The sequence below is a fragment of the Acidovorax sp. Root219 genome (assembly GCF_001428665.1).
GTDB lineage: Bacteria > Pseudomonadota > Gammaproteobacteria > Burkholderiales > Burkholderiaceae_C > Acidovorax.
Map to the genome: position 1 here is coordinate 106,945 of NZ_LMIJ01000005.1, position 24,665 is coordinate 131,609.

The following is a 24,665-nucleotide window of genomic DNA, read 5'->3' on the forward strand; positions in this document are numbered from 1 at the left end:
GGCGGGAAGCCGCAGACAGTGCTGTAGCACGNTCCTTCGGCCTGTGCATCCCTGATGCCCCGCACGATGGCCTCCACATACGGATCGTGCAGCCCGCGCTCGCGCAGCGCCTGGTCCAGCGACAGCACGTAGTCGATATTGGGCCCGAACACACCCTTGGCCACCGCCACCAGGCGGGCCACGGTCTCGGCACAAGCGTCCTGCTCGTGCTGCGGGTGGTCGGGGTTGGCCACAAAGGTGATGGCGGTGACGCTGCGGCCATCCTCCAGCTGCACGGCCTGCCACTGGGGGTGGTAGCCGCCGCCGGTCATCTCGCGCGTCCACAGCATGCGCACCTCGTCGCGCGCATCGGCCTCGGGCAAGCGCAGGGCCACGCCCTGCACGGCACCGCCGGGCATGAGCGAGAGCACACGGCCCGGCCGCTCGGGGCTGCCGCGCCCGGAGATGGAGCGCAGGCAGAAACTGCGGTGCCAGCCCGCTAGCGTGGCCGTGTGCTGCTCTTCGAAGGGCATCAGCGGGTTCCAGATCAGCGAACCGTAACCGAACACCCAGGTGGGCCCTTCGGGCCGGCTGTCCCAGGCGTGGGCAAAGGATTCTTCCACCCGCTCGTCGGACCACCCCGGGTGGGCAACCAGATTCATGCGGCGGCGCAAGCTGCCGTTGCGGAGGTTCTCGCGGGTCAGGATGGTCATCTCTAGTCAACAACGCCAAAGGTGGTGGGTCCAGTTTGCCATGGCGAGCGCAACTGCATGCCAGGCGCCTCTGCCAACCTGTAACCGGCTGCGCCCCCTGGGCCTACATGAACGGCCAGCACGAGGCCAGCGAGGTGCCGCCACAGCACTTGGCGTTGCGCAAGGTGAACAAGGGGCATGGCTCATTGAGTTGCGCACTATCAGGCGCCTTCTGCTCGCTGGCCATCAAGGCCCGGTAGGACCCCGCACAGGCCTGCAGCCGGCGGCGCAACAACCGCAAACCTGCCAGCAGGCCACATCGCTCGATGGCCCGCCGCGCAAACTGCGAGCACGAGGCATGACCGGTGCGCACGCGGTGGGCACAGCAAAAGCCCTTGTGCGGGGAAATATAGCGCTGGTAGGCGCCAATGGCCGCAACGGCTGCGGATGTGGCGGGGGTAGGACGGCTGAACATCAGGCGATTGCGCATGAAGGCATGCGGTGCATGTTACTGCGCGAGCGGTACAAACCAACAGATACCTTTCGCCACCGCCCTGCGCCCCTTGCCAACGGTGCATGCACAGATAATCGAAAGGTTAGCTGCCAGCACGCATGCAAACCGCCCGCGCCCCGGCCAAGGCAGCCGCCTTCCTCTATAAGTACCCCACCAGCCCCCCATGCCCCAGGCCTTCCGCAACACCTTCCTCACCCTGCGCGACCTGATCCTGTCTGCCGGGCCGCTGGCCTTTCTGGCCGTGGGCCTGCTGGTGGCCGCCTACTGGTGGCTGGACCCCAACCCGCCCAAGACGGTGACGCTGGCCACCGGCCCTGCGCAAAGCGCGTACGAAGAGTTCGGCAAGCGCTACCAGAAGGCGCTGGCGGCCGATGGCATCGAGGTGGTGCTCAAGCCCAGCGCGGGCTCGTCGCACAATTTGCAGCTGCTGCGCGATGGCGAGGCCGACCTGGCGTTTGTGCAGGGCGGCACGGCCGAGCTGCTGCCCGATGACCCGGACAACCTGGCATCGCTGGGCAGCCTGTTCGTGGAGCCGATCTGGCTGTTCTACCGCGCCGACTCGGCCCTGCGCGTGACGGCCGCCGGCCGGCTCGATAGCCTGCGCCAGCTGCGCGGCCTGCGCGTGAACGTGGGGTCCGAAGGCAGTGGCGTGCCGCGCCTGATGGAGCAACTGCTGGAGGCCAACCGCGTGGAGCCCAAGCAGGTGCGCCTGTCGCAGCTGGAGCAGACGCCTGCCACCGTGGCCTTTCTGGACGGCAAGCTCGATGCCCTGGTGTTCGCCTCGGCACCCGAATCGCTGATGGTGCAGATGCTGCTGCAGACCCCCGGCGTACACCTGATGGACTTTGCCCAGCACGAGGCGTATGCCCGGCGCTTTCCGTACCTGACCCCCGTGACCCTGCCGCGCGGCGTGGTCGACCTGGCCAGCAACATCCCGCCGCTGGACGCGCGCCTGGTGGCCACCACCACCTCGCTGCTGGCACGCGATGGCACGCACCCTGCCCTGCTCACACTGTTCGCGCAGAACGCGCAAAAGCTGCACAGCGGCGCCAGCTGGTTCAACCGCGCCCGCGAGTTCCCCAGCACCCGGCACAGCGAGCTGCCCATCGCCAAGGAAGGCGAGCGCGCCATCAACGAGCCCGTGCCCATGATGCAGCGCTATTTACCCTTCTGGATCGCCAATGTCATCGACCGCATGTGGCTGGTGATGGGTTTGCTGATCGCCGTGCTGCTGCCCCTGTCGCGCATCGTGCCGCCGCTGTACCAGTTCCGCGTGCGCTCACGCGTGTTCCGCTGGTACGGCCGCCTGCGTGAGATCGAGGACACCCTGGAGACCAACCCCGCCGGTCACCCCGAGATGCTCAAGGCCCTGGACGGGCTGGAGGCGCAGGTGGAGAAGATCAGCGTGCCGCTGTCGTATGCGGACGAGCTGTATGCGCTGCGCAACCATATTCAGATGGTGCGCAGGAAGTTGTTGAGGGTGCAGGCGGGGGGTGGGGTGGAGGAAGTGCCTGCGGCGCAATCTGCGGGAACAAGCAACACCAATGTGCTGGCGACGGAGCCCACGCAGCCCCTCTGAAAAAGATGCCCGCACCGGGCTTTTGCCAAGCAAGTTAATTTAGCGGCCAGAAGGAGGTGAACGCGGCTTTCGGGGCAGCACGACTGACAGAAGGACCAAGCCTGCGCCAACAGCAGCAACGAGGTATTTACCGCCCCATGCCTCGAACTGGCTGATCAGCCAATATGCCATGGATTGCAGTGCTGATTTCGCGCTGCCACCGTGCACGGGAAACCCCTCCGGTACGCCCATGGCCATAGCGATCAACGCTGACCGATAAAGACAAAGAGGCCTCTCATCGTCGAAGCCATCTTGTTCCTTCTCGCCAGTTGTCTCGCAGATCGTTCAAGTTGCTGTAAGGGTCGACATTTGGATCAAACAGAGGCCGGCATGAGGTACCGCGCCCAGCAGTTGCTTCGGCAATGACGCAGTCACTGTCTACCGCAGGCGCAGGAGCATTGTTGATGCCATTGACAACCATTCCGTGCTCTATCGGCCGTGCTTATTAAAGAAATGCATCGCAATCCGGAAGCAAAGGTACCCCATGGATGCCCCAATCGCCAGGCCCAGCTTCAGATCCGAAAGGCCACGATCTGGTTCGGGCATCATCAGAACCATGATGAGTACCCCAGCCATTGCGCCAGCCGCCATGAATAGAGCTGTCGCAATTTTTTCTTGAATGGTATTCATTTTATTATTAATCACCCTGTGAAAATTCACGGTCATGGTGAAACACGGCCTCTTCAAGCGAGTCAAACCATGTGCAACGCACAAGTGGCGATGTCTCAATGAAAAGCTCTGCAAATTGCCTTGCGAACTCATTGCCCGAATTTAAATTCAACGGCAAACGAAAAAAATCCGCGCTCTGGACAGCGAATTTACCAGTTGTCAAATCATTGAGACAAGAATACCGAACAGCTGATGTGCCATCGATAGGCTTCCAAATCATGACCTCTTTGAAAAGTTGAATCATAAATTTTCACCCCCACAACCCTACCTGACCCTAACCTACCTCTTGCTTCAAAGACGCTGCCTCTACAAAAGATCTCTAACCATATCTCGACTCTGAAGGTATTTCAGCACCGGAAAGGCGACCAAGCCAGTCAAAGCAAATGACACACCAGATAGAAGTGGAACGATAAAAGTCATTATTATATCCAGCCAAACATAAGACTCTGAATGATCGAAACCGCCCCAGATGGTTTGTATAGCATATAGTACTGGCATCAGTGCCAGCGTTCCGATGAATCCAATATAGAACTGAAGCTTGAGCAATGAAGAGAGCGATTTCAAGAGACCTCAAAAAATGGAATTTTTCATGTTTTGGGCAGACTCCTCCCGTCTTGCGCAAGTGGATCGGAGGTTGATTGCGCCAGTGTCCTCCAGCAAGGCCGCTGATGCAAGGGATGTATTGAGCTGCACTGCAACCCTATTGGGCAATTGACAGTGACGCCGGCCCAACGGCGCTGCACTCGATCCGTCAGGTTGGGGCGCTCGTCCTCGCGCGTTGGTGATGATGGGCTGGTACGGCCGCCTGCGCGAGATCGAGGACACCCTGGAGAGCAACCCTGCCGGCCACCCCGAGATGCTCAAGGACATGAGTGCGGCAGCTAAACCCACTTTCCTTTCGCCTTCGACAACTTCGGAAAGCCCAACTCTTTGGCTCGTTGAATAGTTGCTTCAATCTCGGCGGGAAGAGCCTGTAGATCAACGATCACTTCGTCTATCTCGCTCGCCTCATGGACACAATACACGCGACCCTCATCATTGTCCGGATTCAGATCTGACGTCCCGTCAGCGGGTTGCATTTCTTGTCCCCACCGGACGCCCAATCCAAACCGCACTACAGAGACCGCGTCCTGGAAGTAATACTTGACCGATTCGTCAGAAGGTGGGTCGGATATGCTCATGCCTGCGTACACCAACGGCTCGATGCCCGGCATCGTTTGAGCCACGTCCGCGTATGTAATTCGATAGTAAGTTGCGCCTATCTCAAGCGATTTGGCATCCATAGTTTCTTCCAATGTCGTCGTGTTAACAGTCTATTGCGCCGCTCCGGCAAGCTAATCACCCTCACGCCTTGCCAGCGCCGCATTTCACTAGCGCGAGCGCATGGCGATAGTTAAATTTATCGACTGTTCAAAAACAGAATTTGCGACGCGGTGTCTCAGGCTTCCCCAGCAGGATCGCTGCGGCCCCTATAGCATATCGCGTGGCAGCTGTACCTTTTCGGCGTCCCTGCAGGACTGAAGCGAATGGTGCGGCTTCCAAGCTTTGTAAGGCTCAAGATCAATTTTCCAGCAAATCCATAGAAACCACCTACTTCAATTAGCGACGATAGCCGGAGGTGTGTAAAAAGGCTGTGAAGCTGTCATCAAAATAGCTGACCTGCTCGCATTCTACGCCTTGCTTTAATTCGTTCTATCAAGCCAGTAAAGACAGCAACCACACCCAGAATTATTAAGTCGAAACGCGCAGCATAAGCAAAATGCAGGTGGTAATCTTCAAAAGCACCAGCAATTGATGCATTGGGAGTGAAAATAGCATAAAATCCCAGAGCAAAAAAAATCAAGCCCGCAATAGAAAAAATGTGAAAATTAATCAGACCAGCACGGAGAATCCAACGATCCCGTCTGAGAATTTCAAAAATTGAAATGAAAATAATAGCCAATGAGAAAATACTCGCCAAGCAGGAAATTATCAAAGCCCCAACCACCGATCCCATCCGAATATAATCATTGAAAAAAAACACAAAAGACAAACCAGCGGCAAAAAAACCAAAATTAATAAATGTTGTGATAGATGCAAAAAAAATCACAATCATCACAACTCGAATCATGGCTTAAACACCGGCAAAGTCGGAGCCTTTGGCCCTGTAGGGCCCTTGTTCACACCAAAAAAACCGTCAAGAAGCGAGTAGCCATCGCATGCAGCCTTGCATCGAGATACATTATCCTGCAACAAAGATGTTCGCTCGGGATCTCCGCAAGCCACTATAGATTCGCATTGCATGAGGCAGGCCTTGACATTTTCATTAAATTTTTTATATTTTTGATAAATACCATACCCACCATAGACAATTCCACCAATAACTATTGCACCACTAAAAGTAATTGCTTCTCCGGTCGGATCAGTGTAAAGCAAAGGATTCCCATCCACATACCCAAACCGATTGAATCCCCCATCCAACCCAATCGGATCCGCCTGCGTATACCGCCCCCGCTCCGCACTGTAGCTGCGGAAGTAGTTGTAGTGCAGGTTGCTCTCTTTGTCGTAGTACTGCCCTGGATAGCGCAGGTTGAACGTCACCTCGGGGATGGTGGTGCTGCCCGTGGTGGGGTTGGTGGTTTCGTTGGTGAAGCGCTTCGATCCCAGGGTGGGCTGTTCGTNCCTGTGTCAACTTGCGCGGGGTGTTCAGGTGGTCGCTGTGTACGGCGTATGCCACGCCGTTGACGATGGCGGCAATGGGCATGGGGCCGTTGGCGGTGGGCAGGTAGATGTACTGGGTGGTGCCGGTGCTGTTGCTGCCGCCCATGCCGTATTCGCCCAGCAGGGTGCCGTCCTGGCCGTAGACATATGCGAAGCCGAGTTTCTGCGCGTCGCTGCTGCCGGGGCTCCACAGGCGGGTGAAGAATTCGTAGGCGGTCTGGATCAGGCCTTTGTCCTGTTCCTTTTCTTTCTCCGCCTCTTCCTGGTCTTCGGGGTCGGCCAGCAGGTTGTTGAGGTTCTTGCCGCTGGTGGTTCCACCTGATCCGCTACCGCTGGCGAACAGCGGTTCGGTCTTGAACACGCGCTGGCCCAGGGCGTTGTGGGCGTACTGGGTGCTGGGGGCGTCCACGCCCGTGCCGGTGGTGACTTTTTCCAGGCGTTCCTGGCTGTCGTATTGGAAGGTGCGCAGGCCATCGGTCAGCAGGTCGCCGGCGGCGTTGTAGCCGTAGGTGACGCTGGTGTTGGCGGTGCTGGCACCCGTTTGCGTTTGGCTAAAGCCGGTCTGGCGGTTGGCGGTGAGGGTGTAGGTGCGGTTAGTGGTGGTGCCTGCGCGCTGTTGGCTGCTGGTGGTGCGGTTGCCGTTGGCGTCGTAGGCGTAGGTGACGGTGTGGGCAGGGGTGCCAGCCGCGACGGTTTTGGTGAAGCCGGTGATGCGGCCTGCGCGGTTGTAGGTCACCGTCCAGGTGGCGGGGGCCTGGGTCACGGTGCTGGCTTGCGCGTCGGTGCTGGCGGGCTGCATCAACAATTGCGTGAGGCTGGTGATGCGGCCTGCGGCGTCGTAGGTGTAGCTGCTGAACTCGGTGGCGGTGAGTTGGCCTGCGGTGTTGTAAGTGCGGGTGGCCGGGATGGCTGCCGATGCGCCGGGCAGGTTCCAGCTCCAGCCGGTGGGCTGGCCCAGGGGGCTCCAGGTGATTCCGCTGACGATGGGCTGGCCGGCCCAGGTCAGGCCAGTGAGTTGGCCGGTGGCGTCGTAAACGTTCTGCAGGGCCTGGCCGCCGGGGTAGGTGGTGCTTGTCAGCAGGCCGGTGGTGGCGCTGTAGCTGTAGGCCAGGGTGCGGGTGTCGTTGTTGATGAGCTTTTGGGTCTGGCTGGTTACACGGCCGTGCAGGTCGCGCTGGTAGGTGGTCAGGCCGCTGGGGTCTTCGATCTCGCTGAGGTAGCCCTTGGCTGTAGGGGTCTGGTCGTAGCGCAGGGTGGTGGTGCCACCGGTGTGCGTGATCGACGTGGGGCGGCCCAGCAGGTCGCGGGTGATGGTGGTGGCCTGGCCCAGAGCGTTGGTCACCGTGCTGGGCAGGCCCAGGGCGTCGTATTGGGCGGTTTCGCTGCCGCTGTCGGGGCTGGCCTCGCTGGTTGCGTTGCCCAGGGCGTCGCGGGTGTAGTTAGTCACGACCTCATTGAAGTCGGAGACCTTGGTGACGGCATCGAGAGCGTCGTAGGTCAGCGAGACGGTATACCGCCAGAATTCAGGACTTTCAATTTGCGCTATCCGGCGCAAGCCATCCCTCGTGTAGCTGGTGCGGTCCCCTAGATCATTGCTAACGGTCGAGACATCTCCGTTGTAGTTGAAGCTGTAACGCGTGGCGGTCTGCGCTCCGGCGACCTCGGCCGTGACACGGTTCATGGAGTTAATGGTCCTGGCCAATTGCCAAGCTAGTTGGCCCTGGCCGTTGCGCACCTGCTCGCTGGTGCGATTGCCCATGTTGTCGAGCACATAGGTGCCCGAGTTGCCCCGGTTGTCGCTCCAGCCGGTCAGGCGCTGGGCTGCGTCGTAGGTGTAGGTAACACTATGGCCCTGGGGCAAAGTTGCTGTCGCCACCTGACCGCCAGGACTGTATGTGAGTGCAGTCAGCAGCCCCCCACTGCTGCTGCTGAGCAAGCGGCCGCGGCTGTCGTAGGTATAAGTGGTCACCAAGCCGTTGGGAGCGGTGTGGCTGAGCACCCTACCACCCAAATCGTGGGTGTAAGCATCTATATGGCCGATGGCATTGGTGCGCTGGGTAAGGTTGCCCAACGTGTCATATGCGTAGCTGGTGATCCCATCATTGGGTGCGGTTTCGGTAGCAACAAGTCCGGCGGCGTTGTAGGTCCACGCCGTGGTACGGGCAGTGCCACCGGCGCCTGACTCAGCAACAGTCTGGGTGAGCCTGTTGCCCAAACTGTCGTAGGTATAACTGGTAGTCCGCGCCGAATTGGATATGGACATAGGCAGAGGCAACTCCGCATGCCAAGTGGTACTGGTGGTACGCGCTTCCGGCCTGCCATAAGCCTCCGTCACACTTAAAGGTAGGCGACGGGCAGTGTCCCATTGATAGGTAGTGTAGATTCCGAGGAAATCGCTTTCCCAGTCGATCAACCCGTTATTATTTTGGCTTCGTGTTTGTGCGTCCAGATGCCCCAGTGCTGAATGCGCGCTCCCGTCGGTAACCGCAAAATAGCCATTTTTGCGGCTGTAACGGTAATTTCTTGATTGCCCCAAAGGATCAACAACGGAAGCCGCTGATCCCAAGGTTGGGTAAGAGACTGTATATTTGTTGACGCCGCCTGCGTACTCGGTGCTTATCGCGAGTCCGGTCTGGTCATATGAGAAAGTGGCGAACCGCTGTCCTTGAACGCTGATGCCGGTAAGAAAGTTCGAATTGAAAGCACTTTCATAGTAATAGCCTCTGCTCTCTCCGCCTGCGTAGCTAACGGTCTGGAGCCTGCCACTTGCGTCATATGCGTAACTGATAGAAGCCCCATCCGAAGGGGAAACACTGATCAGCTTGCCTGTGCCGTCATAGTTGAAGTCCAGGGTCCGGCCAAAGTGGTTGCGAACCTGCGTTAATAGCTTGTTGGTATTGTAGGTGTACTGGGTTTTCCAACCATTCTTCTTTACAACCGAATCCAGCACATCATTCTTAAAAACAAGCACACTGCCATCAGCAGCTCTGCGCAGCTCATAGTCGTCCCCCACCTTGGAGAACGTATCATTACTGCCAAGCACTCGCCAGGGGCTCGGGTTTTCACCGAGGGTATCTCTTACGAGGTTAAAATGCTCACCATCCGGTAAATGCAGTTGAAGCACATTTTCATCAATCTGCTTCAAATAAGAATGATGATTGTGGCGCCATGCACCACCAAGTCCAGAATTTTCATTCTCAGCGCCTTTGACCCAACTGCTCTGGAACAGCCGAATCATCTGAAGGCCATACACTGCTCCGCTGGAGTGGTCTACTTCAACTTGAGCCTTATCGCCTGTTGCTGGGTAAATCGGGTTACCAACGGCACCGCCATCTGCCTTCGACAGATTATTATTGGAAAAATTGTAATTGGGGCCACTTCCGCCCCCACCACCGCTGGCTGGACATGAACCACCACCTGGACTGCCGCCACCAGGATTATCGTTTTTTGGAGGCGGAGAAGGTGGAGGAAGAGGAGGCGATACATCAATATGTCTCTCACATCGCCACTCCATTTTTACCCAATCTTGGACGAATAACCATTCGCGGCCTTCAGGATAAATAACGCCATTTTGATCACAATAGCCATATGCCTGTATGGTCCTGTCCTCACCCACACCGGTCCCTTGCGCGGTGGTGCGCCTTACATCCCATTTATATGTTGTAGGAATTCCACTGAAAACAGGATATTCTGGCTCAAACCTTAGATTGAACCCCTCATACACTACACCATTCACACTCCATGAGGCATATCTAGCCAAAACGTCGGCAAACGCTGACGACAAAGTTTCATGGCGGGAGTAGCCAGGGTTAAGACCAGCAGAAGTAAGGAAGTAAACTTTTGGTTTTTTTGTAATCGTTACATCTTGCGCAAAAGCGGCGCCAGATGCAAAAAGCACAGCAAATGCTGCAGCCCGTGCGGCAATATTAATATTCTTCATCAATCCCTCCCGATACCAGTTTTAAGCTAGATTTTTCTATTGAAAATTCCAAGATCCGCTTTCGCGTAACACTCTATCCAACCCAGGTGAAATATTTTTTAAAACCACCAATTTATTGCAACAAGATGTTCCGATCGCGGAAAACGTAGCCTAAAAACGTCACCCATTTGGGCGGTATAGAAATGATGATTTTTTCATCTCCACATGCACTCGCACTTGAGTCAGCAGCAAGGATCTGGCTACGCATGACCGCGCCACCGTCACCAGCTCGAAATTGGCCGTTATCGAGAGAACTGCTTGCCGTAGCCGGTTAACTTGAATCGAGGAGAACGGGGCGCACAGGCCGCGGTCAATAAACTGGCTCCCGCACCAACACAATATCCACCCGCCGATTGCGCGGCGACTGCGGCTCGGCCTCGACCAGCAGGCTGTTGTTGTCGGAGCCATAACCCACGCTGTCCACCCGCCCATCCTTCTCGGCCCGGGCTGCGGCGGCGCGGGCCACGCGGCTGGCGCGGCGGGCGGACAGGGCCTCGTCGGCGTAGATCGACAGGCAATCGGCGTCCACCGTGGGGGGCGGGCCGCCGGGGGTATACACGTCGCTGTAGCCGATGACCTTGAGCGACAGGCGCTCGTCGGCATTGAGTGCGGACTCCAGTACTGGCGCCACAAGCGTGGCCAACTCCTGCTGCACGGGGGCTGGCAGGCAGTGGCTGTTGCGGGCGAACGAGGCGCCCTGGACGCGCACGATGCCGTGGGCGGGCAGCACCTCCACACTCGGTAAAGCGCCCTGCTTGGCCAGCTGTTGCAGGGCGGCCAGTGCCTTGTGGGCTTCTGGGCCGATTGGCTCCTTGGCCTGTGCGCCCGCCGTTGCCAGTACCAAGACGACAAGCGCTGCGAAGGCGGTGCGAGAAAAGCTGAGAAGGGTCGTCAGAACGGTCATCTGGAAAATCGAAAGAGCAGCGGATTGCAACCGATCCAACATGGCAAGCGGATCGATGCCACAGGGCCGGCCCATCATAGCCATGGCAAGGCGCGGCCAGCCCACCGTGGGTGCGGTCACGCCGGCCTCGGTCGGGCCGGGTGGCACGTTGTTCACGGTGAGGCTCCTGTCACGCCCCGCCTACCTCATGCAGAATGCCACGATCTGCCCTATGGAGAGAGCCGCCATGGAACAAGCCATCGAACTCGCAGGCTTCTTCGCCGCACACGGCATCTGGTGCGTGGCCGAGGGCGAGCCCCTGACCCCCATGCTGGCCCAGGAGTCGGCGGCCTATGGGCGCAACATGCTGCGCTTTGCGGCCGACCAGCTCGAAGAAGGCGTTGCGCAGGCGCGGGAGTACCTGGACCAGAACCCGGGCCAGGCGGAGCGCGCAGCCTTGGTCTATGACGGTTTCATCACCCTGCCCTCAGGCCGCACGGATGCGCTGATCGTGCTGGTGCGCTCGTATGCCAGGCCGCCCACCACCCTCACCATGGCGGTGCCCTACCGCAACGCGCAATCACCCAGTGGCTTTGCCGTGCACCGGCCCAAGTTCATGGGTTGGCAGGGGCCGGGCACTGCGGACTACAAGCTGCTGGGCGATGCCTTCTTTCGCGGGGTCGAATCGCATGAGGCGGCGGCGCCGGTGTGGGCGCAGCACAATGATGATTCGATTTGAGGCGGCATGGTGCCTCGCTTCGAGGCGCTACACCTGGTGGGGCGAGCGCCGCTGGATGATGAACTCCCGCGCCTGCGCAGGCCTGGTGATTTCGGTCCACTGCAGGTGGCCATGCGCCGGGTCTTCGCGCAGCCCCGCAAACTTCACCCGGTTGCGAGCAAAGGTGGAGTACGACCACCACAGCACCGAGTGGCGCGAGAAGAACGCCATGCGCAGCGATTCGGGGTTGCCGTGGGCCAGTTGGGTGCGCAGCAGGCCCCGGCTCACGGTTGCGTGGCGCGCCCCCACAGCACCTCGCGCAAGGCGGTGTAGTTGCCGTCGGCCACCCAGCACTCGCCCTCGGTCGCGCTGCGCACGCGGGCCTCGAATTGTTCGTGGGGCACGGCTGTCCACTCGGGACCCCAGTACAGGGCATCGAGCTCAATGTGCGGGCTGCCTGTAGCGTGCGCCAGTGCGGCGGCAAAGGTGGACTTGCCGGCACCGCTGGTGCCGACGATGACGTAACGCATGCTGTGTGGGTTCGCTGGATTCAATGGCCCGATGGTGACATGGGGGTCAATCGGCAGCGACAGGTACCAGGCGCCCGGCCACCACCTCCTGCACCACTGCCTGCAGGTGCTCCACCGCAGGGTTGTTGGCAACGCCCACGCTGTCGCGGTGCAGTGACACGGCCACGGACGGCAATGCGGGTAGCCCCAGCGCCTTGCCCACGGCGGCCAGGCCGGCAGGAATCTGTGCCGTGGCCCGGGGCGACACCCCCAGGCCAGCCTGCGCGGCGGCCCAGATGGCCGAGACGCTGGCGCTGGTGAGCACCACGTGCCAGGGCCGGCCGGTGCGCTCCAGCGCGGCGATGGCGGCCTGGCGAAAGCTGCAGGGCTGCTCCAGCAGCAGCAGGGGCACGGATTCGCCGGGCTGCAGGGGCAGGCCGGGCTGCGCGATCCACTGGGTGGGCAGGCGCGCAATGGTCTGCCCGCCCGTGTGTCCACCGGCCTGTGCGCCGGAGGCCTCGCCAAACGCCAGCACCAGGTCCACCTCGCCGGCCTGCAGCTGGGCCAGCAGCGCGCTGCTGCGGTCCACGCGGATGTCGATGCGCACTGCGGGGTGGGTGCGCGCAAAGCGGGCCAGCGTGGCGGGCAGCCAGCCGTCGGCAAAGTCCTGCGGCATGCCGAAGCGCACGCTGCCTTGCATGCGCGCGCCCTGCAGCGAGAGCACGGCCTCGTCGTTGAGCGCGATGAGCCGCCGCGCATGGCCCACCAGCAACTCGCCCGCCTCGGTCAGCGCCTGCTGGCGGCCCTGTTTGCGAAACAGGGGCGTGCCCACGCGCTCTTCCAGCGCCTTGATCTGCAGGCTCACGGCGCCGGGCGTGCGGTGCAAGCGCTGGGCAGCCTTGCCAAAGCCGCCCAGCTCGACGGCGGTGACCAGGGTTTGCAGGGAAGGCAGGTCAAGCAGCATAGTTTAGCCATTTTAACTATTTATGCGAAAGCAATTCGATTGTTTAAAGCAATGGCGGTTTCTACAGTGCATGCACCTCAACCCTGCCCCACCCCTGAAGGACACCTGACATGCTTGCGATGCAATATGGATTTGACCTGCCCGATGACTTCGACATGGCCGCCCTGCGCCGCCGCATACCGGAGATCGGCAGCCGCTTCGACGCCCTGCCCGGCCTGCACCTGAAGGCCTTTTTGCTGGCCGACCGCACGGCCACTGCGCCCAACCGCTACACGCCCTTCTACCTGTGGGACGACCCGGCGGGCGCGGCCGGCTTCGTCACCTCGCCCGACTTCGCGGCCGTGCAGGCGAAGTACGGACGCCCGGTGGTGCATGGCTGGACGCCCATCGCCCACCTGCAAGGGCCGGCCGCCGGCCAGGTGCCGGGCTTTGCCTCGCAGAATTTTGCAGACCTGCCGGCCACCACGGACCTGGTGCAGCGCGCGGCTGACGAACGCGCCGCAGCCACGGCGTTGGCAGGTACGCCGGGCGTGCACAGCGTGTTCACGGGGCTCGACGCGCAGGGCTGGCAGATGAACCGCACGGTGCTGTGGCATGGGCAGCCACCGCAAGGCACCGAGGGGCGGGTGTTCGAGCTGCTGTACCTGTCGGCGCCCGCCGGGGTGCGCAGCAGTGGCACCTTGGCAAAGGCTTGATGCAAGGTAACTTCGTCAGGCCTTGCCCAGCCATGCGCGCGCAAAGAAAACGCCTGGGCGTTCAGGAATCAGGCAAGCCGCACTGCCGCTTGGCACTGCGGCAGACTTTTTTGGCCCGGGCGCATGCACCGGCTGCGTGCCTGCTTGCACCAGCAGGCAGCAGCGCCATGCCCGCGCGGCCCCTTGGCGTCTGGCCGTGAGGGCTGCATTGGCCCAGCCCCTGCGGCCAGCACTTCCGGCCCGGGGCGGGGATTTACTGCGCAATCGGGCCTGATCTGGACACGGCCAAGGGGGCAACTTCCAGGTCAACCTGGCGATGCACTGGTGTGGTGCAAGGGCGCATCACGAATTTTTTTCGTGATGTAGGCCGAATTTATATCGTTTGGCCGATGGGTAGGTGCGCGACTTTAATCAAGTTCCGTTCAATTTCCTGTCACAAATTCATGTCTTCCGTCGGTTTTCGTATCAACAAGCGGCCCGCCGCCCGCATCAGCGCCGAGGCGCTTGCGCAGTTCGCCACCGTGGGCTCCGCGCAGATCAGTGACTGCATGGGCCGCCTGTACGGCGTGGTGGGCCTGGCGCCGCGCCATGCCGCCAGCGCCCTGCGCATGGTGGGCCTGGCGGTGACCGTGAAGGCCCGGCCGGGCGACAACCTGATGATCCACAAAGCGATTGCGCTGGCGCAGCCGGGCGACGTGATCGTGGTGGATGGCGCAGGCGAGGCCACCAATGCGCTGGTGGGCGAGCTGATGGCCATGGACGCCGAGGGGCGCGGCGTGGCCGGCTTCGTGATCGACGGCGCGATCCGTGATGCGGATGTGTTCGCTCAGGGTGCGTTCCCTTGCTTTGCACGCTCCGTGTCGCACCGGGGGCCCTACAAGGACGGCCCGGGTGAGATCAATGTGCCCGTGAGCATTGGCGGCCAGGTGGTGTGCGCCGGTGACGTGGTGGTGGGCGATGCCGATGGCGTGATCGCCATCCCGGCGGCCATTGCCGAGGACGTGCTGGCCCTGGCCTTGAAGAAGGAGGCGGACGAGGCCGGCATCAAGGAGCGCATCCGCGCGGGCACCTACACCAAGCCTTGGGTGGACAAGACCATTGCCGACAAAACCGCGGGAGGCGCATGAGCATGACCAACGCCGCCGCCCTTGCCACCAGCCCCAGCATCGTTTCCGAGCGCATCCAGCGCATCAAGCTGTCGCCCAGCGTGGCGGTGCGCACCATCATTGCCCAGCTGCGCGAGCAGGGCCGCCGCATCATCGACCTGACCATTGGCGAGCCTGATTTCTCCACGCCCGAGCACATCTGCGCGGCCGCCACGGCGGCCATGGCGCGGGGCGAGACCAAGTACCCCGCATCGCAGGGCACGCCTGCCCTGCGCAAGGCGGTGGCGGCGCGCATGCAGGCCGACTGGGGGGTGAGCTACCCAGTGGGGCAGATCATCGTGAGCACGGGCGCCAAGCAGGTGATCTACAACGCGCTGGCGGCCACGCTCAACGAGGGCGATGAAGTCATCATCCCCGCGCCTTTCTGGGTGTCGTACCCCGACATGGTGGTGGTCAACGGCGGCACGCCGGTGATTGCCAATGCCACGCCCGAGCAGGGCTACAAGCTCACGCCCGAGGCGCTGGAGCGCGCCATCACGCCGCGCACCAAGTGGCTGATGATGAACTCGCCCAGCAACCCCACGGGCGCGCTGTACACCCGCGAGGACCTGGAAGGCCTGTGCGCCGTGCTGCTGCGCAACCCCCACGTGTGGCTGATGACGGATGATATCTACGCCCGCCTGAACTTCACCGGCAGCCCTACCGTGCACCCCATCCAGGTGGCGCCCGCGCTGGCCGCGCGCACGCTGCTGGTCAACGGTGTCTCCAAGGCCTATGCCATGACGGGCTGGCGCATCGGCTTCGGGGCCGGCCCCGAGCCGCTGATCCAGGCCATGGCGGTGCTGCAGTCGCAAAGCACCTCGGGCGCATCGTCCATCAGCCAGGCTGCGGCGCTGGAGGCACTGACCGGCCCGCAGGACTGTGTGCAGCAGTTTGCCGCCACCTTCCGCGAGCGGCGCGACGTGGCGGTGAGGCTGATGGCGGGCATCGACGGCCTGAAGGTGGTGGTGCCCGAGGGCGCGTTCTACGTATTCCCTGACTGCAATGGCCTGATGGGCAAGACCACGCCCACGGGCGAGGTGCTGCGCACCGATACCGACCTGACCAACTACCTGCTGCGCGAAGCCGGCGTGGCACTCATCGATGGCACGGCGTATGGTGCCCCCGGCACCTTCCGCCTGTCGTTCGCGGCGTCCATGGACGCCATAGCGCAAGGCTGCGAAGGCATCCGTGCCGCCTGCGCAAAACTGATTTAACCCGCCCCGCCCTTTGACAACCTCTAGGATTCAGCCATGAAGCAAATCAAATTCCTGATCGGTGCATGCCTTGCCCTGCCGGCCCTGACCGCCAGCCTCGCCGCCCATGCGGACCAGTTGGCCGACATCAAGCAAAAAGGCGAACTCGTCTGCGGCACGCTGGGCACCTCGCAGCCCTTCAGCTTTCAGGACGGTGCCACGCGCGAGCTGGTGGGCTATGACGTGGACGTGTGCAAGCTGGTCGCGGCCAAGCTGGGCGTGAAGGTGCAGTTCAAGCTGCTGTCGGTGGCGGCGCGCGTGCCCGAGCTGAACGAGTCGCGCGTGGACATTTTGGCCGCCAACCTGGGCTACTCGCCCGAGCGCGCCGAGCAGATCGCCTTCTCGCACGCCTACTTTCAGAGCCCGCAAAAGCTGCTGACGCGCGCCGAGTCCAAGTTCACCAAGATCGAAGACCTGACGGGCAAGCGCATCAGCGCCACCAAGGGTTCGAGCTCGGAGCGCGAGATCAAGGCGCGCCTGCCGGGCTCGCAGGTGCTGGGCTTTGCGGACAGCTCGGCCGCCTACCTGGCGCTGCAGCAAAAGAAGGTGGACGGGCAGTTCGCTTCTGAGCTGGTGCTGGCCCGCCTGGTGCTGCAAAGCCCACCCACCTCGCCCGTGGTGATCATGGACAAGGCTGTGTTCGACGAACCCTGGGGCCTGGGCATGCGCAAGAGCGAGACGGGCTTCATCGCCGCCGTGAACAAGGTGCTGGAAGAGGCCGAGAAGTCCGGTGAAGCGGCTGCCATCTTCGACAAGTGGATGGGCGCCGCCAGCCCCTACAAGCTCAAGCGCAGCTTCACCGTTGCGCCCATTCCGCGTTGATCCGTTCTTGTTGCTGATCGGCAAGCCGCCGCCCGCCGGCGGCTTGCCCGAGAGAAAAATGGCCCCATGAAATTCCTAGACTCCACCCAGCTGCTGCAACTGGCTTCCGGCATGGTCACCACGCTGCAGCTGTTCGCGGTGGCCTGGGTGCTGGCCTTCACCATTGCGCTCACGCTCACGGTGGTGCGCACGGCCAACATCCGGGCCACCACCTTCATCGTGGACGCGTATGTGGAATACCACCGCAACGTGCCCCTGCTGGTGCAGGTGCTGTTCTGGTACTTCGGCATGCCCGAGCTGCTGCCCGACGGGGTGCGCGCCTGGCTCTATCAGCACAACGCGGAAATGTCGCTCGCAGCCATCGCCCTGGGCCTGGGCTCGGCCGCCTACATCGCCGAGGACATCCGCAGCGGGCTGCGTGCCATTCCCGGCACGCAGTTCGAAGCGGCGCGCGCACTGGGCTGCAGCTACCTTCAGTGCATGCGCCTGGTGATCGTGCCGCAGGCGCTGCGCATCGCCATACCGCCGCTGGTGGGCCGCGCCCTCCTGCTCTTCAAGAACACCAGCGTGGCCATGGCCATCGGCGTGGTGGAGCTGACTTATCAGACCCGTGAAATCGAAAACGAAACCTACCGCACCTTCGCCACGTTCGGGGCGGCGACGATCATGTATTTGATCGGCTCCTTCCTGCTGATGTACGTCGGCTCGCGCATCCAGGCGCACTACAGCCTTGCGCGCAAGGAGGGCCGCCGTGCTTGACATCATTCGCGAATACTGGCCCCTGCTGCTGGTAGGCCAGTACCCCCACGGCCCGCTGGGCGGCCTGGCGATGACGCTCATCGTGGCCGGCCTGGGCCTGCTGCTGTCGCTGCCGCTGGCGCTGATGATCGCCATCGCCCGCGTCAGCCCCTACCGCTGGGTGGCGCGCTGCGCCGCCGCGCTGGTGCATGTGGTGCGCGGCATGCCGCTGCTCATGCTGATCTTCTGGGCCTACTTCGTGGTGCCCAAGGTCACGGGCCATGCGGTGAGCGGCTTCACCACGCTGGTGTGCGCCCTGGTGATCTATGAAAGCGCCTACCTTTCGGAGGTGATCCGCTCAGGGATAGAGGCCATCCCCAAGGGGCAGATCGAGGCCTCGCGCTCGCTGGGCGTGGGCTACTGGCGCACCATGTTCAAGGTGGTGCTGCCGCAGGCGCTGTTCAACGTGCTGCCCAGCATGACGAGCCAGTTCGTCTCCACCGTCAAGGAGACCTCGCTGGGCTACGTGATCAGTGTCAACGAGCTGACCTTTGCCGCCAACCAGGTGAACAACCTGGTGCTGACCAAGCCGCTGCAGGTGTTCGGCGTGCTGGCCATCATCTACTTCATCGTCTGCTTCACCCTGAGCCGCGGCGTGAGCCTGCTGGACGCCCGGGTGCGCCGCACCCGCGCCATGCGCTAAACCCCTTTCTGATCGATCGCCATGATCCAACTCGAACAAGTCAACAAGTGGTTCGGTGAGAACCACGTCCTCAAGAACGTGGACCTGCGCATCGCCGCCGGCGAGGTCGTCGTGGTCTGCGGGCCCTCGGGCTCGGGCAAGTCCACGCTGATCCGCACCATCAACCGGCTCGAACCCATCGAGAAAGGCAGCATCACCGTGAACGGCCAGGACGTGTACGCCAAGGGCCTGAACATCAACACGCTGCGCGCGGGCATCGGCTTCGTGTTCCAGAGCTTCAACCTGTTTCCCCACATGAGCGTGCTGGACAACGTGATGTTTGCGCCCCTGAACATTCGAAAGACCCCGCGCGATACGGCCATGGCCGATGCCAAGGTGCTGCTCGAGCGCGTGGGCCTGTCGCACAAGCTCGATGCCTATCCGGGCAACCTCTCGGGCGGGCAGCAGCAGCGGGTGGCCATTGCCCGTGCGCTGGCCCTGAAGCCGCCGGTGATGCTGTTCGACGAGCCCACCAGCGCGCTCGACCCAGAAATGGTGGGCGAGGTGCTGCAGGTGATGAAGTCGCTGGCCCGGGACGGCATGACCATGGTCTGCGTGACGCACGAGATGGGCTTTGCCCGCGAGGTGAGCGACCGCGTGGTGTTCATGGACGCGGGCGAGATACTGGAGAGCGATACGCCGGCCAATTTCTTCAGCGCGCCCAAGCATCCGCGCGCGCAGCGCTTTCTGTCCGACATCCTCCCGAGCCACGGCTGACCAGCCCCTTGGTACTGTCCGGCAGGGGTATGCTTTCCGGGATGTACACCCTCAAGCAGATGGAGGCGTTCTACTGGAGCGCGCAACTCGGTAGCTTCAGCGCTTCGTCCCGCAAGCTGCACACCACGCAGTCGGCCATTGCCAAGCGCGTGGCCGAGCTGGAGGCCTTCAGCGGCATGCCGCTGCTGGACCGCAAGACCAAGCAATTGGTGCTGACGCCACGCGGCCGCCAGATGATGGAGCTGGCGCAGGAGACGCTGGAGCTGAGCAGCCGCGTGGTGCAGCAGCTCGCTTCGGCCCAGAGCTTCGAGGGCGTGGTGCGCCTGGGCGTGACCGAGCTGGTGGGCCTGACCTGGCTGGCGCCGCTGATCGACCAGGTCAGCCGCAGCTACCCGCAACTCACGCTGATGCCCGAGATCGACGGCGGCGTGACGCTGTACCGCAAGCTGGCCGAGGATACGCTGGACATGGCCATCATGCCCGGCCCGTTCTGGAGCTATGAATACGACTGCGTGCCCCTGGGCTCCATCCGCAACGAGTGGATGGCCAGCCCGGCGCTGGGCTTCGACCCCTCGGTGACGCTGGCGCCGCGCGACCTGGTGGCCCACCCGGTGATCACCCAGCCCACCAACTCGGCCCTGTCGCACCTGTACGACGCCTGGTTCACCGAGCAGGGCCTGGCCGTGAACCGCGTGCTCACCTGCAACAACATGGTAGTGGTGGCGCGCCTGACCATGCTGGGCCTGGGCATCAGCTACCTGCCCCCGGCCCTGTTCTCACCCATGGTGGAGCGCGGCGAGCTGGTGCAGCTGCGCGTGAGCCCCGATCTGCCGCGCGTGCACTACTACGCGGTGTTCAGGAAGAACGTGGTGAGCCCCACCGTGGCCAAGGTGATCGAGATCGCCCAGGCGGTGTGCGATTTCGACGCGCAGGAGCAGCAGGGCAGCCAGTGGGTGGCCACCATGCCGTCGGCCACGCCGAAAGCACCTGCGCCTGGCAAGGCCAATGCGGCGCTGGCCCGGGCATTGGCGCGGGCCAAGGTCGGTAGAAAGGACGGGTGATCCCCGTCACGAACGCCTCGCGGCAGCCTACAGGCAAGGCCCGCTGCATGGTGTATCTTCAGCGGTCCGCGCCTTGCGCCTACCGCGACCTGCGGAGGCCTTCCCAGGGCGAGCCAATCTTGAAGCACCATTGATCGACAACGCCCTTTCGCCCTCTCTGCCAGCCAGCCAAATGGACAGCAGCAACGCCAGCGCCCCCGCACTGCTCTCGGTGGTGTGCCCGATGTACAACGAAGAGGCCGCGCTGGACCTGTTTTTTGCGCAGCTGCTGCCGGTGCTGGCGCAGACCGGGCTGGCCTTCGAGATCGTCTGCGTGAACGATGGCAGCCGCGATGGCACGCTGGCGCGGCTGCAGGCGCTGTGCCCCGCGGTGCCGGGCCTCAGGGTGATCGACCTGTCGCGCAACTTCGGCAAGGAGGCGGCGCTGACCTGCGGCATCGACCATGCGCTGGGCGCGGCCGTGGTGCCGATCGATGCGGACCTGCAGGACCCGCCCGAACTCATTCTGGAGATGGTGCGGTTGTGGCAGCAGGGTTTTGACGTGGTGCTTGCCCAGCGCACCGACCGCAGCGCGGACCATTTGCTCAAGCGCAAGACCTCGGAGTGGTTCTACCGGCTGCACAACCGCATTTCCGACTCGCAGATACCGCCGAATGTGGGCGATTTCCGGCTGATGGACCGCCAGGTGGTGGATGCGCTCAAGCGCCTGCCCGAGCGGCGCCGTTTCATGAAGGGGCTGTTTGCCTGGGTGGGTTTTCGCCAGGCGACGATTCCCTACACCCGGCCAGCCCGCGCGGCTGGGGACACCAAATTCTCTGGCTGGGGCCTGTGGAACCTGGCGGTGGAGGGGGTGACCTCGTTCTCGACCGTGCCGCTGCGCATCTGGACCTACCTGGGCCTGGCCGTCGCGCTGCTGGCGTTCGGCTATGGCCTGGTCATCGTGGGCCAGGTGCTGCTGTTCGGGCGCGACGCGCCGGGCTATGCGTCGCTGATCACGGTGGTGCTGTTTCTGGGCGGGCTGCAGCTCATCGGGCTAGGCGTGCTGGGGGAGTACCTGGGCCGGGTGTACATGGAGTCCAAGGGGCGGCCGATCTACCTGGTGCGCGAGCCTGCCGAACCGCCGCAACATACGCCACCCGCGCAACCGGCCGCGCAACACGAACCAACCAATCACCATGCGCCCTGAACTGCTTGCCCAGATGGCCGCAGTGCAGCAGACCCACTGGTGGTTTGCTGCACGGCGCGACATTCTTTCTTCCGTCATCGACGGCCTGGACCTGCCGGGCGCCCAACCCCGCGTGCTGGAGATAGGCTGCGGCCCAGGCGGCAACCTGGCCATGCTGGCGCGACACGGCAGCCTGAGCGCCATGGAATACGCGCCCGAGGCGCGTGCCGCAGCGGCCAGCCTGGGGCTGTGCCCCGTGGAGGCCGGCGGCTTGCCCGAGCCCGTGCCGTTTGCCGATGGCAGCTTCGACCTGGTCTGCCTGCTCGACGTGCTGGAGCATGTGGAGCACGACGACGCCGCGCTGGCGCGCGTAGCGCGGCTGCTCAAGCCTGGGGGGCGGCTGCTGCTCACCGTGCCTGCGTACCAGTGGCTGTGGTCGGACCACGACGTGGACCACCACCACCACCGGCGCTACACCGCCGGTCGGCTGCGCGCCAAGGCCACAGGGGCCGGGCTGGTGGTGCACCGCGCGGGCTACTTCAATACCGTGCTGTTCCCGCTGATCGCGCTGGCCCGCCTGGTGGGCAAGCTGACGGGGCGCACCGGCGGCGATGCCGACACTGCCCTGCCCGCACCCTGGCTCAACGCCACCTTGCGCACCCTGTTCGGGGCTGAGCGCCCGCTGGTGGCGCGCATGGGGTTGCCGTTCGGCACGTCGGTGATCGCGGTAATGGGACGTTCCTCTTGACCAGCATGCGTCGCTCTGCCCTCGGCTTTGCCTTGGTGGGGGTGCTGTCCACGCTCACGCATGTGTGCGTGGCCACCCTGCTGATCGAGTGGCTGGGCGCGCGAGCGCCGCTGGCCAATGGTGTGGCCTTCGTGGTGGCCACGCTGCTGTCCTATGTGGCCAACACCCGCTGGAGCTTTGGCGCGCGCCTGGGCATGGCTACAGCCGGGCGCTTTGCGCTGGTGGCCGGGACGGCAGGCCTGATGAGCATGGGTATTGCCTGGCTGGTGGAGCGCGCTGGCGGGCACTATGCGCTGGGCATTGCGCTGGTGGTGGTTTTCGTGCCCGCTTTCAGCTTCGTCGGCCATCGGAGCTTCACGTACCGATGAGTACCTCGCTGACCCCGCCCCGACCAGCGTGGCGCACGGGCCTCCTTGCCGCGGCCCTGCTCTGCGCGCTGGTGCTGGTGCTGCATGGCAGCGCCCTGCAAGCCGGCTGGCGCTGGGATGATGGCACGCACCTCTTCAATGTGACGCAGTACACCCCCTGGTCGGTGTTCCTGGACCCCGAGGTGACGCGCGCGGTGTCGGGCAACCAACTGGCACCGTGGAACCTGTTCATCTACCAGCTCAACACGTCCCTCTTCGGCCTGCGGCCGCAGCTCTTTTACCTGCATCACCTGCTGTCGCTGGCGGCCGCCGCGCTCGCGCTGTACCTGCTGCTGCGCCAGTGGCTCAGCCCCTGGAGGGCGCTGCTGCCCGCCACCCTGCTGCTCCTGGGTGCCCCGGCCTTCCACATGGCGCAGCAGTTGATGGTGGGGCACTACATCGACGGCCTGACGTTCGCCTGCCTGGCGCTGTGGGCCTACGTCCGCGCGGTACGCCTGGGCCAATGGCGCTGGGCGCTGCTGGCAGCAGTGTTCTACCTGCTGTCCACGCTGTGCAAGGAGGTCTATGTCCCCTGGATCGCGCTGACACTGTTCGTGCCGCTGCCCGCGGGATCGCCCCCCGGATGGCTGGCGCGCTGGCGCTATGCCCTGCCCAGTGTGGCGGTGGCGTTGGGTTATGCGGTGGTGCGCATTCAGGTGTTCGAGGGCGCGGGCGGTTACCACAGCAGTGCGTTGACGGGCTGGCACGACCTGCCCGGTGTGCTCACCACCGTGGCCCGCATGCTCACCGAGGGGCTGCTGGGTGCCGGAGCACCGGGCCTCGTCGCTGCAACCCTGTGCCTGGTCTGCGCGGTGGCCAGCCTGGCGGCACAGCCGGCACAGGCGCGCCTGCGGGCTGCGCTGGGCATGGCAGCGGCGGCCACGGTGGTGGTGTTTCCGCTGCTGTTCGTGGCGCGCCCCGGTTTTGAATGGATGCTGCACGCGCGCATCCTCTGGGTTCCCTGGGTGTCCCTGTGCGTGCTGTGGTGCCTGCCCTGGCCCAGGCACCTGGCACGCTGGCACGTGGCGGCATTGCTTGTATTCAGCGCGGCGGCTGCGCACCAGGCCTGGGTGCAGCGCCAGCATGACCGCCCGATCGAGGCGATGTTCGATGCGCACTACGGCTTCGTCCTTCAGCCTCCGGCAGGCCAGGCGCTGCTGCCCGCCGAGTTCAACTCGCCCGGCTATCTGACTGCAGTGACCATGGGCGCCCATGTGGCGCGCCAGCGGCTCGCGCCCGCCACGGCGCACCCGGCGCCGGCGTTGGTGCGCCAGGAGCCCGCAGACGCTGCCGAGCGGACCCGCATCCTCGTCTGGCAGGAGGGCTGCCGCTGCCTCACGCCCTTGGGCGACCTGCCACCCGCGCAGCAGCAGGCGGCGCTGCAATCGCAGCTGGGCAACCAGGCATTCGCCATTCCGCTGCGACGGCCGCTGCCCTACATCGCCAATGCGCAGGGCGGCGCAATCGACACCATCACCGTGGTCGGCCAGCAGGTGCGCCTGACGGGCTGGACCCCCACCATCGGGCCAGGCCGCAAGCTGTTCATCACCGGCTTCGACGAGGTGCCCCTGGTGGAGATAGCCAGCGTGCAGCGCCCCGACGTGGCCAGCCAAATGCAGCGCCCGGACATGCTGGGGGCAGGCTTCGAGGCCACACTGAGCTTCAGCAGTGCACAGGCGGCGCAAACCGCCAGCACCGAGCTGTGCGCCGTAGCCCCTGGCCATTTGCCTGGGCAGCAGCACCAGTTCCTGCTGCTGCCGATAGCCGGCAGCAAGCAGTGCCAGGGTGTGCTCATGCCGGCGGCAACCCGGCACAGGTGACGGTATGGTGGGTCCGACGAAACCAGCATGGCGGGCAGAACTGGCAGCACTGGGTGTGCTCTGCCTGCTGACCTTCGCGCTGCACGGCAGCGCCCTGCAGGGCTACTGGCGCTGGGACGATGGC

At 63.2% G+C, this 24,665-nt stretch carries 24 protein-coding genes and 2 pseudogenes; 15 read left to right on the plus strand and 11 right to left on the minus strand.

Going from position 1 to position 24,665, the window contains the following annotated elements; translation table 11 throughout:
• Positions 1-32: 32 nt before the first annotated feature.
• Together ASE28_RS06030 and yidD are read right to left on the minus strand one after the other, a co-directional pair.
• Positions 33-692 (minus strand): annotated as a pseudogene (locus ASE28_RS06030) (gamma-glutamylcyclotransferase); the annotation flags it as partial.
• A 103-nt stretch (positions 693-795) separates the two neighbouring features.
• On the minus strand, positions 796-1,101 hold the full coding sequence (yidD, locus tag ASE28_RS06035; protein WP_369818124.1) for a membrane protein insertion efficiency factor YidD: 306 nt from the start codon (positions 1,099-1,101) through the stop codon (positions 796-798).
• A gap of 247 nt (positions 1,102-1,348) precedes the next feature.
• Here yidD and ASE28_RS06040 point away from each other — a divergent pair, with 247 nt between their 5' ends.
• Positions 1,349-2,764, plus strand: coding sequence for a TAXI family TRAP transporter solute-binding subunit (locus ASE28_RS06040; protein WP_057265496.1), 1,416 nt, complete (start codon positions 1,349-1,351; stop codon positions 2,762-2,764).
• Between the two features lie 468 nt (positions 2,765-3,232).
• Here the strand turns inward: ASE28_RS06040 and ASE28_RS31895 are convergent, their stop codons facing one another.
• The 5 genes and pseudogenes from ASE28_RS31895 to ASE28_RS33510 all read right to left on the minus strand — a co-directional run.
• Positions 3,233-3,469, minus strand: a complete 237-nt coding sequence (locus ASE28_RS31895) for a hypothetical protein (protein WP_157421890.1) — start codon at positions 3,467-3,469, stop codon at positions 3,233-3,235.
• An 884-nt stretch (positions 3,470-4,353) separates the two neighbouring features.
• Positions 4,354-4,755 carry a hypothetical protein gene (locus ASE28_RS06045; protein WP_057265497.1) on the minus strand — a complete coding sequence of 134 codons (402 nt, stop codon included), beginning with the start codon at positions 4,753-4,755 and terminating at the stop codon, positions 4,354-4,356.
• A gap of 362 nt (positions 4,756-5,117) precedes the next feature.
• Entirely contained in the window at positions 5,118-5,567 is a 450-nt protein-coding gene (locus ASE28_RS31900; RefSeq protein WP_157421891.1) for a hypothetical protein, read from the minus strand.
• Between the two features lie 11 nt (positions 5,568-5,578).
• Positions 5,579-6,052, minus strand: coding sequence for an RHS repeat-associated core domain-containing protein (locus ASE28_RS33505; protein WP_369818125.1), 474 nt, complete (start codon positions 6,050-6,052; stop codon positions 5,579-5,581).
• A gap of 81 nt (positions 6,053-6,133) precedes the next feature.
• Positions 6,134-9,518: pseudogene (locus ASE28_RS33510) on the minus strand (DUF6531 domain-containing protein); the annotation flags it as partial.
• Between the two features lie 59 nt (positions 9,519-9,577).
• Between ASE28_RS33510 and ASE28_RS32835 the strand changes: the two are divergent.
• Complete coding sequence (locus ASE28_RS32835; protein ID WP_235516053.1) at positions 9,578-9,736, plus strand: hypothetical protein; 159 nt, start codon at positions 9,578-9,580, stop codon at positions 9,734-9,736.
• A 725-nt stretch (positions 9,737-10,461) separates the two neighbouring features.
• On the opposite strand, the gene ASE28_RS06060 is transcribed toward ASE28_RS32835, so the two are convergent.
• Positions 10,462-11,211 carry a hypothetical protein gene (locus ASE28_RS06060; RefSeq protein WP_057265503.1) on the minus strand — a complete coding sequence of 250 codons (750 nt, stop codon included), beginning with the start codon at positions 11,209-11,211 and terminating at the stop codon, positions 10,462-10,464.
• 70 nt (positions 11,212-11,281) lie between these two features.
• Between ASE28_RS06060 and ASE28_RS06065 the strand changes: the two genes are divergently transcribed.
• Positions 11,282-11,773, plus strand: a complete 492-nt coding sequence (locus ASE28_RS06065) for a hypothetical protein (protein WP_057265505.1) — start codon at positions 11,282-11,284, stop codon at positions 11,771-11,773.
• 27 nt (positions 11,774-11,800) lie between these two features.
• Here ASE28_RS06065 and ASE28_RS33515 read toward each other — a convergent pair whose 3' ends face one another.
• The 3 genes from ASE28_RS33515 to ASE28_RS06075 are packed head-to-tail and all read right to left on the minus strand — an operon-like array spanning position 11,801 to position 13,225.
• The gene (locus tag ASE28_RS33515; protein WP_369818122.1) at positions 11,801-12,040 is read right to left on the minus strand and encodes a hypothetical protein; all 240 of its coding nucleotides are present in this window, start codon (positions 12,038-12,040) and stop codon (positions 11,801-11,803) included.
• Positions 12,037-12,282 carry a hypothetical protein gene (locus ASE28_RS33520; protein ID WP_369818123.1) on the minus strand — a complete coding sequence of 82 codons (246 nt, stop codon included), beginning with the start codon at positions 12,280-12,282 and terminating at the stop codon, positions 12,037-12,039. The genes ASE28_RS33515 and ASE28_RS33520 overlap by 4 nt, the downstream gene beginning before the upstream one ends.
• A 46-nt stretch (positions 12,283-12,328) precedes the next feature.
• Positions 12,329-13,225 (minus strand): LysR substrate-binding domain-containing protein, encoded by an 897-nt coding sequence (locus ASE28_RS06075; RefSeq protein ID WP_057265507.1) that lies wholly within the window; start codon positions 13,223-13,225, stop codon positions 12,329-12,331.
• 110 nt (positions 13,226-13,335) lie between these two features.
• Between ASE28_RS06075 and ASE28_RS06080 the strand changes: the two genes are divergently transcribed.
• The 12 genes from ASE28_RS06080 to ASE28_RS06135 all read left to right on the plus strand — a co-directional run bounded on the left by ASE28_RS06080 (position 13,336) and on the right by ASE28_RS06135 (position 24,541).
• Entirely contained in the window at positions 13,336-13,920 is a 585-nt protein-coding gene (locus tag ASE28_RS06080) for a DUF4865 family protein (RefSeq protein WP_057265509.1), read from the plus strand.
• Between the two features lie 443 nt (positions 13,921-14,363).
• Positions 14,364-15,047, plus strand: coding sequence for an RraA family protein (locus ASE28_RS06085; RefSeq protein WP_057265511.1), 684 nt, complete (start codon positions 14,364-14,366; stop codon positions 15,045-15,047).
• Entirely contained in the window at positions 15,044-16,282 is a 1,239-nt protein-coding gene (locus tag ASE28_RS06090) for an aminotransferase class I/II-fold pyridoxal phosphate-dependent enzyme (protein ID WP_235516054.1), read from the plus strand. The genes ASE28_RS06085 and ASE28_RS06090 overlap by 4 nt, the downstream gene beginning before the upstream one ends.
• 36 nt (positions 16,283-16,318) lie before the next feature.
• On the plus strand, positions 16,319-17,143 hold the full coding sequence (locus ASE28_RS06095; protein WP_057203292.1) for an ABC transporter substrate-binding protein: 825 nt from the start codon (positions 16,319-16,321) through the stop codon (positions 17,141-17,143).
• A gap of 66 nt (positions 17,144-17,209) precedes the next feature.
• The gene (locus tag ASE28_RS06100; RefSeq protein WP_057265513.1) at positions 17,210-17,902 is read left to right on the plus strand and encodes an amino acid ABC transporter permease; all 693 of its coding nucleotides are present in this window, start codon (positions 17,210-17,212) and stop codon (positions 17,900-17,902) included.
• Positions 17,895-18,584: an amino acid ABC transporter permease gene (locus ASE28_RS06105; protein ID WP_057265515.1), complete on the plus strand. Its 690-nt coding sequence runs from the start codon at positions 17,895-17,897 to the stop codon at positions 18,582-18,584. The genes ASE28_RS06100 and ASE28_RS06105 overlap by 8 nt, the downstream gene beginning before the upstream one ends.
• A gap of 21 nt (positions 18,585-18,605) precedes the next feature.
• Positions 18,606-19,340: an amino acid ABC transporter ATP-binding protein gene (locus ASE28_RS06110; RefSeq protein WP_057265517.1), complete on the plus strand. Its 735-nt coding sequence runs from the start codon at positions 18,606-18,608 to the stop codon at positions 19,338-19,340.
• Between the two features lie 41 nt (positions 19,341-19,381).
• Entirely contained in the window at positions 19,382-20,401 is a 1,020-nt protein-coding gene (locus ASE28_RS06115) for a LysR family transcriptional regulator (protein ID WP_082607947.1), read from the plus strand.
• Between the two features lie 172 nt (positions 20,402-20,573).
• Positions 20,574-21,587, plus strand: a complete 1,014-nt coding sequence (locus tag ASE28_RS06120) for a glycosyltransferase family 2 protein (RefSeq protein ID WP_157421892.1) — start codon at positions 20,574-20,576, stop codon at positions 21,585-21,587.
• The gene (locus tag ASE28_RS06125) at positions 21,577-22,314 is read left to right on the plus strand and encodes a bifunctional 2-polyprenyl-6-hydroxyphenol methylase/3-demethylubiquinol 3-O-methyltransferase UbiG (protein ID WP_057265519.1); all 738 of its coding nucleotides are present in this window, start codon (positions 21,577-21,579) and stop codon (positions 22,312-22,314) included. Before ASE28_RS06120 ends, ASE28_RS06125 begins: the two co-directional genes overlap by 11 nt.
• A gap of 5 nt (positions 22,315-22,319) precedes the next feature.
• Complete coding sequence (locus tag ASE28_RS06130) at positions 22,320-22,682, plus strand: GtrA family protein (protein ID WP_057265522.1); 363 nt, start codon at positions 22,320-22,322, stop codon at positions 22,680-22,682.
• Entirely contained in the window at positions 22,679-24,541 is a 1,863-nt protein-coding gene (locus tag ASE28_RS06135) for a glycosyltransferase family 39 protein (RefSeq protein WP_057265524.1), read from the plus strand. The genes ASE28_RS06130 and ASE28_RS06135 overlap by 4 nt, the downstream gene beginning before the upstream one ends.
• The last annotated feature ends 124 nt before the right edge of the window (positions 24,542-24,665 follow it).

Bases quoted from the DNA above. Each gene is read 5' to 3' on its own strand.
- ASE28_RS06040 (WP_057265496.1), top strand. From the start codon at position 1,349: ATGCCCCAGGCCTTCCGCAACACCTTCCTCACCCTGCGCGACCTGATC.
- ASE28_RS31895 (WP_157421890.1), bottom strand. From the start codon at position 3,469: ATGACCGTGAATTTTCACAGGGTGATTAATAATAAAATGAATACCATT.
- ASE28_RS06045 (WP_057265497.1), bottom strand. From the start codon at position 4,755: ATGGATGCCAAATCGCTTGAGATAGGCGCAACTTACTATCGAATTACA.
- ASE28_RS31900 (WP_157421891.1), bottom strand. From the start codon at position 5,567: ATGATTGTGATTTTTTTTGCATCTATCACAACATTTATTAATTTTGGT.
- ASE28_RS32835 (WP_235516053.1), top strand. From the start codon at position 9,578: ATGAACCACCACCTGGACTGCCGCCACCAGGATTATCGTTTTTTGGAG.
- ASE28_RS06065 (WP_057265505.1), top strand. From the start codon at position 11,282: ATGGAACAAGCCATCGAACTCGCAGGCTTCTTCGCCGCACACGGCATC.
- ASE28_RS33520 (WP_369818123.1), bottom strand. From the start codon at position 12,282: ATGCGTTACGTCATCGTCGGCACCAGCGGTGCCGGCAAGTCCACCTTT.
- ASE28_RS06075 (WP_057265507.1), bottom strand. From the start codon at position 13,225: ATGCTGCTTGACCTGCCTTCCCTGCAAACCCTGGTCACCGCCGTCGAG.
- ASE28_RS06080 (WP_057265509.1), top strand. From the start codon at position 13,336: ATGCTTGCGATGCAATATGGATTTGACCTGCCCGATGACTTCGACATG.
- ASE28_RS06085 (WP_057265511.1), top strand. From the start codon at position 14,364: ATGTCTTCCGTCGGTTTTCGTATCAACAAGCGGCCCGCCGCCCGCATC.
- ASE28_RS06090 (WP_235516054.1), top strand. From the start codon at position 15,044: ATGAGCATGACCAACGCCGCCGCCCTTGCCACCAGCCCCAGCATCGTT.
- ASE28_RS06095 (WP_057203292.1), top strand. From the start codon at position 16,319: ATGAAGCAAATCAAATTCCTGATCGGTGCATGCCTTGCCCTGCCGGCC.
- ASE28_RS06100 (WP_057265513.1), top strand. From the start codon at position 17,210: ATGAAATTCCTAGACTCCACCCAGCTGCTGCAACTGGCTTCCGGCATG.
- ASE28_RS06110 (WP_057265517.1), top strand. From the start codon at position 18,606: ATGATCCAACTCGAACAAGTCAACAAGTGGTTCGGTGAGAACCACGTC.
- ASE28_RS06115 (WP_082607947.1), top strand. From the start codon at position 19,382: ATGTACACCCTCAAGCAGATGGAGGCGTTCTACTGGAGCGCGCAACTC.
- ASE28_RS06120 (WP_157421892.1), top strand. From the start codon at position 20,574: ATGGACAGCAGCAACGCCAGCGCCCCCGCACTGCTCTCGGTGGTGTGC.
- ASE28_RS06125 (WP_057265519.1), top strand. From the start codon at position 21,577: ATGCGCCCTGAACTGCTTGCCCAGATGGCCGCAGTGCAGCAGACCCAC.
- ASE28_RS06130 (WP_057265522.1), top strand. From the start codon at position 22,320: ATGCGTCGCTCTGCCCTCGGCTTTGCCTTGGTGGGGGTGCTGTCCACG.
- ASE28_RS06135 (WP_057265524.1), top strand. From the start codon at position 22,679: ATGAGTACCTCGCTGACCCCGCCCCGACCAGCGTGGCGCACGGGCCTC.